The organism is Mycolicibacterium anyangense (genome assembly GCF_010731855.1).
In the GTDB taxonomy this organism is placed as follows: Bacteria; Actinomycetota; Actinomycetes; order Mycobacteriales; family Mycobacteriaceae; genus Mycobacterium; species Mycobacterium anyangense.
The window spans coordinates 2,304,634-2,320,014 of sequence record NZ_AP022620.1; the positions used below are offsets into that span (position 1 = coordinate 2,304,634).

Sequence of the window (15,381 nt, forward strand, 5' to 3'; positions counted from 1 at the left end):
GTCGCGTCCTTCCAGAGTCGAAAGACCCTCCCCACCCGGCCTGCAAAACCGATGACTTAGTGCCCCTTTCACGGGGACGTCGGCGACCTATCGTTGAGACTGAGAACAGAAGGCGGTGGTTGGCCGTGGCGACATCGGCGCTCGATCCCCAGGTACTGGCGAACATCGTGGAGTTGGCGTGCCGCGCGCCCTCGGTGCACAACAGCCAGCCGTGGCACTGGGTGGCCGAGGGCTCCGAGCTGAGGTTGTTCGTCGAACCACACCGGGTGCCGCACGCCACCGACATCTCCGGGCGGGAAGCCATCATCAGTTGCGGGGCGGTGCTGGACCATCTCCGGGTGGCCGCCGCGGCCGCCGGCGTCATCGCCGTGATCGACCGCTTCCCCAATCCCAACGATCTCGACCACCTGGCCACGGTCTCGTTCAGCACCGCCGCACTGGTCACCGACGCGCACCGGGCTCGGGCCGATGCGATCCTGGACCGCCGCACCGACCGGTTGCCGTTCGCACCGCCACCGAACTGGACGGCCTTCGAGCCGGTGCTGCGCAGCACCATCGACGCCGACAAGGCGGTGCTGCACGTGCTGCCCGAGACGGTGCGCGGTGAACTGGCCGAGGCCTCCCGGCTCACCGAGTCGCTGCGCCGTTACGACAGCTCCTATCACGCCGAATTGCAATGGTGGACAGCACCGTACGAGGTGTCCGACGGCGTTCCCTACAGCACGCTGGTGTCGGCGTCCGAGCGGGAGCGCGTCGACATCGCCCGTGCCTTCCCCGCCGGTGAGCATCCCGACCGCAGGCCGGAGGTCGATCACGATCGGTCCACCATCCTGGTGCTGTCTACCTATGGCGACACCCGGCGTGACGCGCTGGGCTGCGGCGAGGTGCTCTCCGATGTGCTGCTGGAAGCCACCATGGCCGGGCTGGCCACCTGCACGCTGAGCCATCTGACCGAACTCGACGCCAGCCGCAACATCATCCGGGCACTGACCGGCGGTGGGTTCGACCCACAGCTGCTGATCCGGGTGGGCCTGGTGCCGTCGATCGCCACCGTGCCGCCGGCCACCCCGCGCCGTCCCTTGGCCGACGTGCTGGAGATCCGCGGCTGAGCCGTGGTTAGCGGGCGCGGTGGGCCTGCTCGGCGCGGCGCTTGATGCCCAGCAGCATGCCGCGCGTCATCAGCGAGACCACCGGCCCGGCGAGCTCGGCACCGAACACCTCCCCTGGCAACCGCATCCGGCTGCGGCTGCGCACCAGCAGCCGGCAGCGGTCCTCCCAATGGGGCATGACGTGGAAGGACCACACGCCGTCCCATGGCAGCGCACCCGGCTCCTGCCGCAGGACGATCGACTGACCGTCGACGATCTGGACCACCGGCAGCGCCACCCCGTCACGCAGTCCGAGCCAGCCCCGCGGAACCAGCCGGACCTCATCGCCCACCGCGAGCTGCTGCCACTCCGGGTGGATCCGGTCGGCATTGCGGAACTTCAGGCCGACGGCATTCTCGAGCGCCTCATAGCTGTACAAGCCGCCGCGGTCCTGGCCCATCTGCACCAGCCACGGCCACACCTCTTCGGCTGAGGCGTCGATCCAGACACCCTCGGTGGTCTGCACCGCGGGGCTCCCCACGAGTTCGTCTCCGGGAAGCGGAGTTTCGCACTCCTCCTTGGTGGTACCCCAGTTGCGGTAGAACCGCCGGGCCGCATACAGGCCGGCTCCGGCGAGTCCCGTTCCGACCACACCCCTCCACATGGCGTCAGTCTGTCGGAATTCGGCGACGATCCGTAGGGTCTTCTGCCCTCAACAGAGGACTTCGGTCCCTACCCGAGCATGTCCCCAGGTGGTCGGATCGAGAGGTAGCAAGGGGGCGACATGACACGTTCCACCGGGATCCGCCGCCACCAACCGCGGCGGGTGTTCAAAGACCGGCATGAGGCCGGCCAGGTGCTGGCCGGACTGCTGGAGAGCTACCGGGGCCGCCCCGATGTGGTGGTCCTCGGCCTGGCTCGCGGCGGCATCCCGGTCGCCTATGAGGTGGCGCGGTCCCTGGGCGCGCCCCTCGATGCGTTCATCGTGCGCAAGCTGGGCGCGCCCGGGCACGAGGAATTCGCGGTCGGCGCGCTGGCCAGCGGCGGCCGGGTGGTGGTCAACGACGACGTCCTGCGGGGATTGCGGGTCAGCCCCGAGCAGCTGCGGGAGATCGCGGAAAAGGAAGCGCGGGAACTGGTTCGCCGCGAAGCCGCCTACCGCGAGGGTCGCCCGCCACTCGCGGTCACCGGCAAGACCGTGATCCTGGTCGACGACGGCCTGGCCACCGGGTCGAGCATGCTGGCAGCGGTGCAGGCGCTGCGCGAGTCCGAGCCCGCCGAGATCGTCATCGCGGTGCCCGCCGCGCCGGAATCCACCTGCCGGGAGTTCGCCGGGATCGTCGAGGACGTGGTGTGTGCGTCGATGCCCACGCCGTTTCTGGCCGTCGGCGAGTCGTTCTGGGATTTCACCCAGGTCAGCGACGACGAAGTCCGCGACCTGCTGGGCCGCCCCACAACGGCCACGCCGCCGGCGGATGCGCCACGTGCCGCCGAGCTGCTGGCGCGCGCCGCGGTCGACGCACCCGGCGGTGTGCCGCCGGTCGACGTGCTCACCGACCTGATCGGTGACGCGCGGGTGGTGCTGATCGGCGAGAGCTCGCACGGCACCCACGAGTTCTACGCGGCCCGCGCCGAGATCACCAAGTGGCTCATCACCGAGAAGGGCTTCAATGCCGTTGCCGCCGAGGCTGATTGGCCGGACGCCTATCGGGTGAACCGGTACGTGCGAGGCCTCGGCGACGACGAGAGCCCCGAGCAGGCGCTGCGCGGATTCGAGCGCTTCCCGGCCTGGATGTGGCGCAACACGGTGGTCCGGGATTTCGTCGGCTGGCTGCGCTGGCACAACGGTCGCGCCGCCGCCGACGGCAGACGCCAGACCGGGTTCTACGGCTTGGATCTCTACAGCCTGCACCGCTCCATGCAGGAGGTGATCGCCTACCTCGAGACCGTCGACCCCAAGGCCGCCGAGCGCGCCAGGGCCCGGTACGCCTGCTTCGACCACTCCTCCGGTGACGACGGGCAGGCCTACGGCTACGCGGCGGCCTTCGGCGCCGGCCCGGTCTGCGAGCGCCAGGCCGTCGAGCAACTGATCGAGCTGCAGCGAGACGCGGTGCGCTATCTGGCTTCAGACGGCCCGGCAGCGCAGGACGAGCTGTTCTATGCGCAGCAGAATGCGGCCACCGTACGCAATGCCGAGGCCTACTACCGCGGCATGTTCCGTGGCCGGGTCACCTCGTGGAACATGCGCGACAAGCACATGGGCCAGACGCTCAACGCGTTGCTGGATCACCTCGACGCCCACCGCACCGCGGAGCCCGCCCGGATTGTGGTGTGGGCGCACAATTCTCATGTCGGTGATGCCCGCGCCACCGAGGTGGGCGCCGATGGGCAGTTGACCGTCGGCCAGTTGGCCCGCGAACACTACGGCCCGGACTGCCGCCTGATCGGGTTCTCCACCCACAGCGGGACGGTCACCGCCGCCAGCGACTGGGGCGGTATCGCCGAGCGCAAGGCGGTGCGGCCGGCACTGGCCGGCAGCCTCGAAGCACTCTTGCATGACACCGCCAACCCCTCGTTCGTCGTCCCCACCCATGACGGGTCGCCGGCAGCGGCGGTGCTGGAGGGGGTTCGGCTGGCCCGCGCCATCGGGGTGATCTACCTGCCGCAGACCGAACGGCAGAGCCACTACTTCCACGTGCGGCCGTCCGACCAGTTCGACGCGATCATCCACATCGACCACACCCGGGCGCTGGAGCCATTGGAGCCGACCAGCGTGTGGATCGCCGGGCAGACACCCGAAACCTATCCCAGCGGCCTGTGATCCGAAAGGGTTGTCGTTGAACGAGATTGCCGTCACCGGGCATCGCATCGTCACGCTGACGATGAACCCGGCGCTCGACATCACCACCAGTACCGACGCAGTGCGCCCCACCGACAAACTGCGCTGTGCGGCAGCTCGCTACGACCCCGGTGGCGGCGGCATCAACGTCGCCCACGTGGCCGACGTGCTCGGCGCGTCGACCACCGCGGTGTTCCCGGCGGGTGGGCCGGCCGGCGAGATGGTCGACAAACTCCTGGTGGCCGAAGGACTGTCGGTGCACCGCATCCACATCGGCGGGTCGACCCGCGAGAGCATCACCGTCAACGAACGATGCACCGACAAGCAGTACCGGTTCGTGCTGCCCGGCCCGGAGCTGACGCTGGCCGAACAGACCGAGTGCCTGCTGCAGTTGCGCCGCGCCGCGGCCTCGGCGGCGATCGTGGTCGCCAGCGGCAGCCTGCCCCCGGGAGTGCCGCCGGACTTTTACCAGCAGGTGGCCAACGTGTGCACCGACATCGGAGCGGTGTTCCTGCTCGACACCTCTGGAGGCGGGCTCCAGCACGTCAACTCCGGGGTGTTCCTGCTGAAACCCAGTGTGCGCGAGCTGCGGGAGTGCGTCGGACGCGACCTCACCGACGAGGCAGAGCAGCTGGCGGCGGCGCATGATCTGGTCGACCGCGGGTGCGCCGAGTATGTGCTGGTGTCCCTCGGCGCCGAGGGCGCCCTGCTGGCCACCCGGCACGGCGGGCACCGGTTCGCTCCAGTCCAGGTGCCCGCGGGCAGCGGCGTGGGCGCCGGTGACGCCATGGTCGCCGGGGTGGCCGTCGGACTGACCCGGGGCTGGCCGCTGACCAAGGCGATCCGGCTCGGTATCGCCGCCGGGGCGGCCATGCTGCTCACTCCCGGCACCGCGCCGTGCACCAGGGAGGACACCGAGCGATTGTTCGCCCAGACCACCCATCCGGTGGACGTCAACCTGGTGGCGGGCTGACCCCGCGTTACGTTCGCCCCGGAAATGAGGACTTTCTGCTCTCAGAGTGGCCCCATGGCAGCGATAACGTCGGCACAATAGGAGTGCCACCCCTGGGGGAGTCCCACAATGCCCGAATCGTTCACGCCCGAATCGTTCACCCCGCCATCGATCGTCGTCGGCGTCGACGGATCCCGGCCAGCGGTGCGGGCCGCGGTCTGGGCCATCGACGAAGCCATCAGTCGTGATATCCCGCTGCGGCTGGTCTCCGCGATCGACCCGCACGGCACCGACCCCGACGAAGACGCCCGCCGACAGGGCGCCGCCGAACTGGCGCTGCAGCATGCGGCCAGCGCCGTCGAGGCCACCGAACGACCGGTCAAGGTCGAGATCGACCTGGTCCGGGGCAAACCCACGGCCGCCCTGATCGAGGCCTCGCGGTCGGCGGCGATGGTCGCCGTGGCCGCGGTCGGCATCAAACACTTCGACCACAACCGCATCGGGTCGACGGCGGTATCACTGGTCAGCTCCGCGCACTGCCCGGTGGCGATCGTCCGCGGCTCCGATCGCAGTGCACCCCCCGGAGCGGGCTGGATCGTGGTGGAACTCGACGAGTCGCCGGACAGCGCGGCGGTGCTGCAGTGCGGGGTCGAGGAAGCCCGCCTGCGCGGCGCCCCGCTACGAGTGCTCGGTTCCTGGCAGTCGCGCTACACCGACGTCCACGACACCCATGCTGTCGCCGACGGCAATCGCATGGTGCGCGCCCAGCTCGACCGGCGGATCTCCCGGTGGAAGCACCGCTACCCCGATCTCGACGTCAAACCCGTCGCCGTGCACGGCAGCGTGCTCAACTACCTGGCCAAGCACGGCGCCGACATCCAGCTGGTGGTCGTCGGCGCGCGCAACGCCGAGAGCGTCGAGGAACTGCTGGGCCCGACCGGATCGGCGGCCCTGCACAACACCGATTGCTCGGTTCTGGTCGCCGACCGGCAACGCCTGTTGTGACGTTTCGGCACGGTATACGGATATCGTTGGCCATAGTGGGTGCGGATCTTCGCCGTGCCCTGTTGCCGACCCGGAAGGCACACCATGGTCAAGGTGTTTCTCGTCGACGACCACGAGGTGGTCCGCCGCGGTCTGATCGACCTGCTCGGCGCCGACCCTGAGCTCGACGTCATCGGCGAGGCCGGTTCCGTCGCCCAGGCCCTGGCCCAGATCCCCGCACTGCAGCCCGACGTCGCGGTGCTCGACGTGCGGCTGCCCGACGGAAACGGGATCGAACTGTGCCGGGACCTGCTGTCGAAGATGCCCGACCTGCGGTGCCTGATGCTGACGTCCTTCACCTCCGACGAGGCGATGCTGGACGCCATCCTGGCCGGCGCCAGCGGATACGTGGTCAAAGACATCAAGGGCATGGAACTGGCCAAGGCGATCAAGGACGTCGGGGCCGGACGGTCACTGCTCGACAACCGCGCCGCTGCGGCGTTGATGGCCAAATTGCGCGGCGCGGCAGAACGATCCGACCCGCTGTCCGGACTGACCGAGCAGGAACGGGTGCTGCTGGGACTCCTGGGCGAAGGCCTGACCAACAAGCAGATCGCCGCCCGGATGTTCCTGGCCGAGAAGACGGTCAAGAACTACGTCTCCCGGCTGCTCGCCAAGCTCGGCATGGAGCGGCGCACCCAGGCCGCGGTGTTCGTCTCCAAGCTCGACCAGGGCCATCACACCGAAGACTGAACCCGCCAGTAACAATCTGGCACGATAGGTGTCGTGACCGACCACGTCGGCTCAGGGGGGGAGCACCAAACGGCACCGCCGCTGCGTGACACTTTGTCCCAGCTGCGGCTTCGTGAGCTGCTCGTCGAGGTCCAGGACCGGGTGGAGCAGATCGTCAAGGGCCGCGACCGGCTCGACGGCCTGGTCGAAGCCATGCTGGTGGTCACCTCCGGCCTAGAACTCGACGTCACGCTCAAGACCATCGTGCGCACCGCGATCGAACTGGTCGACGCCCGCTACGGCGCCCTCGGCGTGCGGGGCCGCGACCACGAACTGATCGAATTCATCTACGAGGGCATCGACTCCGACACCCGTGAGCTGATCGGCCCGCTGCCCGAGGGCCGCGGCGTGCTGGGCCACCTCATTGACGAGCCCAAGCCGATCCGCCTCGACAACATCATCCAGCACCCCGCCTCGGTCGGCTTTCCGCCCAACCATCCCCCGATGCGGACATTCCTGGGTGTCCCGGTGCGGATTCGCGACGAAGTCTTCGGCAATCTCTACCTGACCGAGAAGGCCGACGGCCAACCGTTCAGCGAGGACGACGAGGTGCTGGTCGAGGCACTGGCCGCCGCCGCGGGCATCGCGATCGACAACGCCCGGCTCTACGAACAATCCCGGATCCGGCAGTCCTGGATCGAAGCCACCCGCGATATCGGCACCGAGCTGCTGGGCGGGGCCGATCCGGCCCAGGTGTTCCGGCTGATCGCCGACGAGGCCATGGAGCTGACCGCCGCCGATGCGGTCCTGGTCGCGGTGCCCACCGACAGCGAACTGCCCACCCCGGACGTCGCCGAACTGATGATCGTCGAGACCGCTGGGGTGGCCGGGTCGGCCCGGCACGCCCAGCCGATCCCGGTTCCGGGCACCGTCATCGGCGCCTGCTTCGCCGGGCGCACCCCGCGTCACCTCGACCTGCTCGGTGACACCCTCGACGTGATGCCCGAAGCCGGGCCGGCACTCGTTCTGCCGCTGCGTACCACCGAGACCGTGGCCGGTGTCCTGGTGATCCTGCGCCGCCGCGGATCGGCGACCTTCACCGACGAGCAGCGCGACATGATGGCCGCGTTCTGCGACCAGGCCACCCTGGCCTGGCAACTGGCCAGCACACAGCGGCATCTGCGCGAACTCGACGTGCTCTCCGACCGCGACCGGATCGCCCGCGATCTGCATGACCACGTGATCCAGCGACTGTTCGCACTGGGACTGACGCTGCAGGGCACCATCCCCCGCGCCCGCTCGGCCGAGGTGCAGCAGCGCCTCAGCGATACCGTCGACGAGTTGCAGGGCGTGATCCAGGAGATCCGGACGGCGATCTTCGACCTGCATGGCGGCGCGGCGGGCACCACCCGGTTGCGTCAGCGGCTCGACGAGGCCATCAGCGCGTTCGCCGGATCCGGACTGCGCACCACAGTGCAGTATGTCGGACCGCTCTCGGTGGTCGACGCCGCCTTGGCCGACCACGCCGAAGCGGTGGTGCGCGAGGCAGTCAGCAACGCGGTGCGCCATGCCGAGGCGCGCACGCTGGCCGTCACGGTGCGGGTCGAGGACGAGTTGCAGATCGAGGTGGTCGACGACGGTCGGGGCATGCCCGCCGACGTGACGGCCAGCGGGCTGACCAACCTGCGGCGCAGGGCCGCCGATGTCGGTGGTGCCTTCAGCGTGGGAGACGGCCCCGACGGCGGGACCACGCTGCGCTGGAGCGCTCCGCTGCCCTGAATCAGGAACTGCGCGCGATGATCACCGGCATCCGGACACCGTGCAGGACCGCGGTGCCCACCGAGCCCAGCAGCATGCCGGCGAAGCCGCCGCGGCCGTGGCTACCGACCACTACCAGTTGCGCCGACTCGGACTGCTCGATGAGCTGACGGGCCGGCCGGTCGGCGACCACCACGCGGCGCACCGGGACGTCGGGATAGCGCTCCTGCCAGCCGGCCAGGCGCTCACCGAGGGTCTCTTCCCCGAGTGCCTGCATGGTCGACCAGTCCACACCCGGGAACTCGAATACCCCGGTATCGCTCCAGGCGTGCACGGCCACCACGTCGACTCCGCGAAAGCTGGCTTCCTCGAACGCAATCGAGGTGGCCAGCTCGGAGGCCGGCGAGCCGTCGATACCGACCACCACGGGTGCCTTCGACGGATGTGTCATCAGTGGATCCTCGTCGTGGATGACGGCCACCGGACAGTGCGAGTGATGGGCCAGACCGGTGCTCACCGAGCCGAGCAGGCTGCGGGCCAGCGCACCACGGCCGCGGCAGCCCACGACCACCAGGCCGGCTTCCTTGGTCAAGTGCACCAGGGTCGGTACGGTCGGACCGGAGACCATCTCGCTGGTCACCTCGACCGGGTGCTCCCTGGTGGCCTCGGCGGCGGCCCGGCAGGCGGCGTCGAGGATCTTGCGACCCGATTCCTCCTGCCACTGCAGGTATCCCGGCGGCATCGGCACCTCGGGGAACGTCATCACCACCGGTGGGTTGAGCACGTGGACCAGCTTCAGCGGTGCTCCGCGCATCGCGGCATCGCGGGCGGCCCAGTCCACTGCGACCTTGGACTCCGGCGATCCGTCGACACCGACGAGGATTCCGCGATGAGTTGCGGGAGTTGACATTTCATTCTCCTTAACCTGCGCTACTAACGACCCTAGGACTACCGGTCCCCGTGATCATGAGGCCTTGGTCCCATACCGGATGGCCACAAGGCCCTGATCGCACCGGTGCGGGTGTGGCATGGTCGCACCATGGGCAGCCAGAGCATGTTCGGCGTTCGTCACGACCTCGTCGACCGTGACGGGCCCGATATCGGACTGCCGGTGGCCATCGACCCCCGCTATCACGATGCGGTGCTGTTCGACCTCGACGGCGTGGTCACCGATACCGCCTCGCTGCACGCTGCAGCCTGGGCCGAGCTGTTTCACGATTACGACTTCACCCCCGCCGACTACCGGCACTTCATCGACGGTAAACCCCGTTACGACGGGGTGCGGGACTTTCTGGCATCTCGGGGGGTCACCCTGCCGTGGGGGTCGCCGTCGGATGAGGGTGACGACACCGTATGCGGGTTGGGTAATCGCAAGCAGAAGCTCTACCTGGAGCGCATCGCCGACGGCGTGCCGACCTTCGAGTCCACCGTCGCGCTGGTCCGCCGTCTCGACGAACTCGGGGTGGGCACGGCCATCTACTCGGCGAGCCGCAACTGCGAACGAGTGCTCGACGCCGCCGGAATCGGCGGCTATTTCGCCGTGCGCGTCGACGGGGTGACCGCCGAGCGGCTGGGGCTGCCCGGTAAACCCGACCCGGCGATGCTGCTGGAGACAGCCCGCCGGCTGGGTGCCCGGCCCGGCCGGTGCGTGGTGGTCGAGGATGCCGAGGCCGGTGTGGCGGCGGGCCGGGCCGGCGGATTCGGTCTGGTCATCGGTGTCGACCGGACCGGCGCGGCCACCGATGCCCTGCTCGAGAACGGAGCCGACACGGTGATCGGCGATCTGGCCGACGTCACGGTACGGGCGATCGACCGGCGGATGACGGAGCTGCCCGATGCCCTGCGTTCCTTCGGTCAGATCGCCGGTGTGGTGGGGGCCCGCCGACCGGCGCTGTTCTTCGACTTCGACGGCACGCTTTCGGAGATCGTCGACAATCCCGATGCGGCCCAACTGTTTCCGGGTGCCGACAAGGCGTTGCAGTCGCTGGCCGCGCTGTATCCCGTCGCCGTGCTCTCCGGGCGCGACCTCGACGACATCCGCGCACGGATCGCCATCCCGGGCCTGTGGTACGCCGGCAGCCACGGCTTCGAGATGGTCGGGCCCGACGGCGTCCACCATCAGAACGAGACCGCCGCGGCCGCAGTGCCGCTGCTGGCCGCCGCCGCCGGGGAATTGCAAGAAGAACTGGCCGATCTCACCGGAGTAATGGTGGAGCACAAGCGATTTGCTGTCGCGGTGCACTACCGCAACGGCGGGACCGACGCCGAGGCCGTGGTCACTGCCGCGGTGCACCGGGCCGGTGTGCGGCACGGGCTGAAGGTCACCGCCGGCCGCAAGGTCGTCGAGTTGCGTCCGAACATGGACTGGGACAAGGGCGAGACCCTGGAGTGGATCGTCGACCGAGTGGCCGGTCGGGAGCCCCTGCTCCCGATCTACCTCGGTGACGACCTGACCGACGAGGATGCGTTCGACTCGGTGTTGCACGACGGGATCGGCATCGTGGTCCGGCACACCGAGGACGGCAACCGCTGCACCGCCGCCCGGTACTCGCTGGACGATCCGGCCCACGTCCGCGAGTTCGTCGAGCGGCTGGTCGAACAGTGCGACGTGGACCGCCAGATCCTCTCCAGCCCTTGGTCGTTCACGTTCGGTGGTTACCTGCCCGAGCAGGAGCGGCTGCGGGAGGCGCTGTGCACCGTCGGCAACGGCTACCGCGCCACCCGGGGCTGCGCACCGGAGGCCGACGCCGGACCGTTCCACTACCCCGGCACCTACGCCGCCGGTCTGTACAACCGGCTCACCGACGAGGTGGCCGGGGTGCGGATCGAGAACGAGAGCCTGGTCAACCTGCCGAACTGGCTGTCGCTGAAATTCCGCATCGACGGCGGCGACTGGTTCGACATCGACTCCGCGACACTGCTGTCCTACCGGCAGAACATGGATCTTCGGCAGGCCGAGCTGTACCGCGAGTTCCGGTTCCGCGATCCGGGCGGGCGCACCTGCAAGGTGGCCCAGCGCCGCATCGCGGCCATGCACCTGCCGCACGCCTGCGCCCTGGAAACCACGATCTGGGCCGAAGACTGGTCGGGCACCATCGAATTCCTGTCCATGGTGGACGGCGACGTGCGCAACTCCGGCGTCGAACGCTACCGGGCGTTGTCCGACGACCACCTGGTGGCGACCACCACCCGGGAGCTGTCGGCCAACGCGGTGTTGCTGGTCTGCCAGACCGTGCAATCCCGCATCCCGATCGCGGTGGCCGCGCGGACCACGCTGTGGCGCGGTGAGGAGCCGCTGCAGATCGACAGCAGATTCGTCGACGAACCCCGCAGGGTCGGCCACGACTACGTGGTCTCGATGTCGCCGGGCGACTCGGTCACCGTGGAGAAGATGGCCGCCATCTTCACCGGCCGCGACCACGCCATCGCCGAGCCCGGTGACGCCGCCGAGCGGCTGCTGCGCCAGCTCGGACGATACAGCGATCTACGGGAGGGCCACGTCCGCGAGTGGGCCCATCTGTGGGAGCGGTTCGACATCGCCTTCGACGACAACCCGGACGCCATGCGGGTGGTGCGCCTGCACCTTCTGCAACTGCTGCAGACGGTGCCCAACCGGGCCGAGGACCTCGATGCCGGGCTCGGCGCCCGGGGCCTGCACGGTGAGGCCTACCGCGGCCACGTCTTCTGGGACGAACTGTTTGTGTTCCCAGTGCTCAACCTGCGCTCCCCCGCGACCACCCGATCGCTGTTGCGCTACCGCTACCGGCGGCTGCCCGAAGCCCGCCGGGCCGCGGCGGAGGCCGGCTACGCCGGGGCGATGTTCCCCTGGCAGTCCGGCAGCGACGGTCGCGAGGAGAGCCAGAAGCTGCACCTCAACCCGAACTCCGGGCACTGGAATCCCGATGCCAGCGCCCGCGCCCACCACATCGGTATCGCGGTGGCCTACAACGTCTGGCAGTACTACCAGGTCACCGGTGACCTGGAGTACCTGATCGAGAACGGTGCGGAGATGCTCGCCGAGATCGCCCGATTCTGGGTGAGCCGCGCCGAGTTCGACGAGAGTTTGGACAATGGCCGGGGCCGCTACGTGATCCGTGGGGTGATCGGGCCCGACGAGTTCCACTCCGGCTATCCCGACCGGCCCTACGACGGCATCGACAACAACGCCTACACCAACGTGATGGCGGTGTGGGTGATCGTACGGGCGCTGGACGCCCTGGACGCCATGCCGCTGCGCGACCGACTGGACCTGATGGAGACGCTCGGCATCCACGGCCGCGAACTCGACCGGTGGGACGAGGTCAGCCGCCGGATGTACATCCCGTTTCACTCCGCCTCGAATTCCGGGCCTACGCCCGGGGGGGACGTCATCAGCCAGTTCCAGGGCTATGACCAACTGGCCGAACTGGATTGGCACGCCTACCGCGAACGGTACGGCAACATCCAGCGGCTCGACCGCATCCTGGAGGCCGAGAACGACAGCGTCAACCGCTACCGCGCCTCCAAGCAGGCCGACGTGCTGATGCTGTTCTACCTGCTGTCATCCGACGAGTTGCGGGAACTATTCGCCCGGATGGGCTACCGGTTCACCCCGGAACAGATTCCCAAGACCGTCGACTACTACCTGCATCGCACCTCGCACGGGTCGACGCTCAGCGGCGTGGTGCACGCCTGGGTGTTGGCCCGCGGCGACCGCGAACGCGCGATGCGCTACTTCCAGCAGGTGCTGATGTCGGATGTCGCCGACATCCAGGGCGGCACCACCGCCGAAGGCATCCACATCGCCGCCATGGCCGGCAGCATCGACCTTCTGCAGCGCTGCTTCACCGGGCTGGAGACCCGCGCCGACCGGCTCATCCTGAGCCCGATGTGGCCGGAAAGCCTTGGTGCCCTTCGGCTGCCGATCTACTATCGCGGCTACCGGCTGCACCTGACCATCCACGGTCGTAGCGCCGAGATCAGCGTCGACCCCGCCGACCATCCCGCGATCGAGATCGAATGCCGGGGGCACGTACAAACGCTCACCCCGGGTACGACCCTGCGCTTCCCGTGAGGCTCAGTGGTCGCTGCTGGTGCGGCCACCGTCGTCGCCCACCAGACCACGCAGCCCGCGGTCCCACTGGGCGTGCCTGCGGCGCTCGATACGAAAGCGCACCAGGGTCGTGACCGCCACCACCAGGGTGAGCACCGACAGCCAGAGCACGACGGCAGCGATCACCGCATCGCTGACCGCCCGGCCGGGCGGGGTCGGTGGTCCGGCATAGGTTCCCTGCCGGTCCACCCAAACAGTAAGCTGCTCACCGGCTTTGGCAGGCTGGCCCCAGCCGAAGGTGTCTTCGTGGGTGATTCCCCTATCGGACCAGCGGGCGTGCACATCGAAGAACAGCGCGTACGGCCGCACCGTGGACGCGCTGTCCTCGAGCACGGTCGCCGTCACGGCGTGCCGCGTCGCCATCTGCTCCTGGTAGACCGCGGCGCGGCTCGAGTGGATCGCGGTGCCGATCGCACCCGCGATCGGTGCGGCGGCGAGCACGACGGTAACAGCAAGGATCAGCACCAGCGACTCGAGGCGATCACTACGTCGTATCAACGGATTTCGGGCGAACAGTCGCAAGATCCGGCCGCCCCCGGGACGCGGGATGAAGGTGTCCATACCGAGCGCGCTACCCCGCTTGGCTCACCGGGTCCACACCGACGACGAACGCATCGCCCCGCCAGTCGGCCACATCGGGAAGCGGACGCCGCGGGGTGGCGGGCAGCGGGTCGGCGTTGATCGCCGCCCAGCCGACCCGCAGCAGCATCTGCGGGTATCCGCTGGTGCCGAACACATCCGTGCGGACCGCGTCCCGAGTCTCGGGAATCTCGAGCGGCTCGGTGACCGGGCAGGTCGCCAGACCCATCGCAGTAGCCGACAGCAGCACCAGGCTGGTCGCCTCGCCGGCGCGCACGCGCGCCAGGTCGTCGTCGGTCTCGGTGCCCAGCGCCAGCATGACGGCGTTGTCCTCGCCGGGTGGTGTCAGCGACGGCTGCTTGAGCGCGGGGCCGGCGAAGACACGGGCCGGGATCATCGCGCGGGGATCGGCCGGCGGCGCGTTGCGCGCCGGTACCCCGGCGACCGACCCATACCGCCCGCTCCAGGCGTTGAGTTCGGTGAGGTAGTCGGTATCGCTGGTGTGCCTGGCCACCGACTCGGCGACGATCGCGTTCAGCTGCGGCAGCAGGTCGATCTGGCGCAGCATGACCCCGGCCCTGGCCGCACGGGCCCCCATCAGGGCGATGTCCCCACCGGGCACCGGCCATGAGCTGTAGTTGCGGCGGTCGGTACGGCGCCGGGTGATCGCGGCGGCCAGGGTGACGTCGAGCTCCCCCGGCTTCTGCGGATGCAGTTCCAGCGAGGCGACGTGGTTGGGGTCCGAAGGATCGGGGAACCGATGGATCCTGGCCTGCCATCCCATCGCGGCCAACGCCACCGTGCAGTGATGCAGCGTGGTGCCGCAGCTGACCAGCATGTCACGCCGATCCGGGTCGGTTCTGGGCAGATGCCGGCTGGGATCAGCATAGAGCTGGATGCTGTCGGCGCCGATCCGCCAATGCCAGGGCTGGGAGTTGTGCACCGACGGCGCTCGCGTCGCGAGGGTCAGCGCGGACCGCACAGTCTGCGGGTCGGGAAAGTGCGCGCACATGGGTCTCGCCGCCTTCTCTGGTCGTTCTCTATGACTACAGTCGCCCAGATCGCACCGGCGCTGCCAGAGACGTAAGTCCTTTGCTGCGGGGACTTGTGCTGCCGCCACGTGGCGTTTCGGCCCCGGCGGCGGCCGCGTCACTCTCGGCGCAGCCAACCTCTGCGGCGCTTGGGTTGCGGCGGCCCGGCCGCCTCGATGATGGCGCGGACCGTGTGCTTACAGCGCCCGCATTCCGACCCGGCACCACAGGCCTTGGCCACCTGCTTGGTGGTCGTGGCGCCCGCCGCCACGGCCTCGGCCACCGTCTGGCTGGTGACCCCGTTACACAAGCAGACGAACATCGTT

12 protein-coding genes are annotated in these 15,381 nt (G+C 69.1%); 7 read left to right on the forward strand and 5 right to left on the reverse strand.

Translation table 11 applies throughout. From position 1 onward, the window contains the following. Window positions 1–125 precede the first annotated feature (125 nt). Window positions 126–1,109 carry an Acg family FMN-binding oxidoreductase gene (locus G6N35_RS10850; RefSeq protein ID WP_163804257.1) on the forward strand — a complete coding sequence of 328 codons (984 nt, stop codon included), beginning with the start codon at window positions 126–128 and terminating at the stop codon, window positions 1,107–1,109. Between the two features lie 7 nt (window positions 1,110–1,116). Here the strand turns inward: G6N35_RS10850 and G6N35_RS10855 are convergent, their stop codons facing one another. After that, window positions 1,117–1,752 (reverse strand): SRPBCC family protein, encoded by a 636-nt coding sequence (locus G6N35_RS10855; protein ID WP_163804258.1) that lies wholly within the window; start codon window positions 1,750–1,752, stop codon window positions 1,117–1,119. 120 nt (window positions 1,753–1,872) lie between these two features. Here G6N35_RS10855 and G6N35_RS10860 point away from each other — a divergent pair, with 120 nt between their 5' ends. From G6N35_RS10860 to G6N35_RS10880, 5 genes are all read left to right on the forward strand, one after another. Further along, complete coding sequence (locus tag G6N35_RS10860; protein ID WP_179967343.1) at window positions 1,873–3,909, forward strand: erythromycin esterase family protein; 2,037 nt, start codon at window positions 1,873–1,875, stop codon at window positions 3,907–3,909. 16 nt (window positions 3,910–3,925) lie between these two features. Beyond that, window positions 3,926–4,900, forward strand: a complete 975-nt coding sequence (locus tag G6N35_RS10865; RefSeq protein WP_281356992.1) for a 1-phosphofructokinase family hexose kinase — start codon at window positions 3,926–3,928, stop codon at window positions 4,898–4,900. Window positions 4,901–5,008: 108 nt separating this feature from the next. After that, entirely contained in the window at window positions 5,009–5,884 is an 876-nt protein-coding gene (locus G6N35_RS10870) for a universal stress protein (protein ID WP_163804259.1), read from the forward strand. 84 nt (window positions 5,885–5,968) lie between these two features. Beyond that, entirely contained in the window at window positions 5,969–6,616 is a 648-nt protein-coding gene (gene dosR / locus G6N35_RS10875) for a hypoxia response regulator transcription factor DosR/DevR (RefSeq protein ID WP_163804260.1), read from the forward strand. Between the two features lie 24 nt (window positions 6,617–6,640). After that, on the forward strand, window positions 6,641–8,374 hold the full coding sequence (locus tag G6N35_RS10880) for a sensor histidine kinase (protein WP_407664615.1): 1,734 nt from the start codon (window positions 6,641–6,643) through the stop codon (window positions 8,372–8,374). A 1-nt stretch (window position 8,375) separates the two neighbouring features. On the opposite strand, the gene G6N35_RS10885 is transcribed toward G6N35_RS10880, so the two are convergent. Beyond that, window positions 8,376–9,263, reverse strand: a complete 888-nt coding sequence (locus G6N35_RS10885) for a universal stress protein (RefSeq protein ID WP_163804262.1) — start codon at window positions 9,261–9,263, stop codon at window positions 8,376–8,378. A gap of 144 nt (window positions 9,264–9,407) precedes the next feature. On the opposite strand from G6N35_RS10885, the gene otsB reads away from it, so the two are divergent. After that, window positions 9,408–13,406, forward strand: a complete 3,999-nt coding sequence (gene otsB / locus G6N35_RS10890) for a trehalose-phosphatase (protein WP_163807606.1) — start codon at window positions 9,408–9,410, stop codon at window positions 13,404–13,406. A gap of 3 nt (window positions 13,407–13,409) precedes the next feature. On the opposite strand, the gene G6N35_RS10895 is transcribed toward otsB, so the two are convergent. From G6N35_RS10895 to G6N35_RS10905, 3 genes are all read right to left on the reverse strand, one after another. After that, window positions 13,410–14,006 (reverse strand): Rv1733c family protein, encoded by a 597-nt coding sequence (locus tag G6N35_RS10895; RefSeq protein ID WP_163804263.1) that lies wholly within the window; start codon window positions 14,004–14,006, stop codon window positions 13,410–13,412. 10 nt (window positions 14,007–14,016) lie between these two features. Further along, window positions 14,017–15,036, reverse strand: a complete 1,020-nt coding sequence (locus G6N35_RS10900; protein ID WP_163804264.1) for an Acg family FMN-binding oxidoreductase — start codon at window positions 15,034–15,036, stop codon at window positions 14,017–14,019. A 137-nt stretch (window positions 15,037–15,173) separates the two neighbouring features. Continuing rightward, window positions 15,174–15,377, reverse strand: a complete 204-nt coding sequence (locus G6N35_RS10905; RefSeq protein ID WP_163804265.1) for a (2Fe-2S)-binding protein — start codon at window positions 15,375–15,377, stop codon at window positions 15,174–15,176. Window positions 15,378–15,381 lie beyond the last annotated feature (4 nt).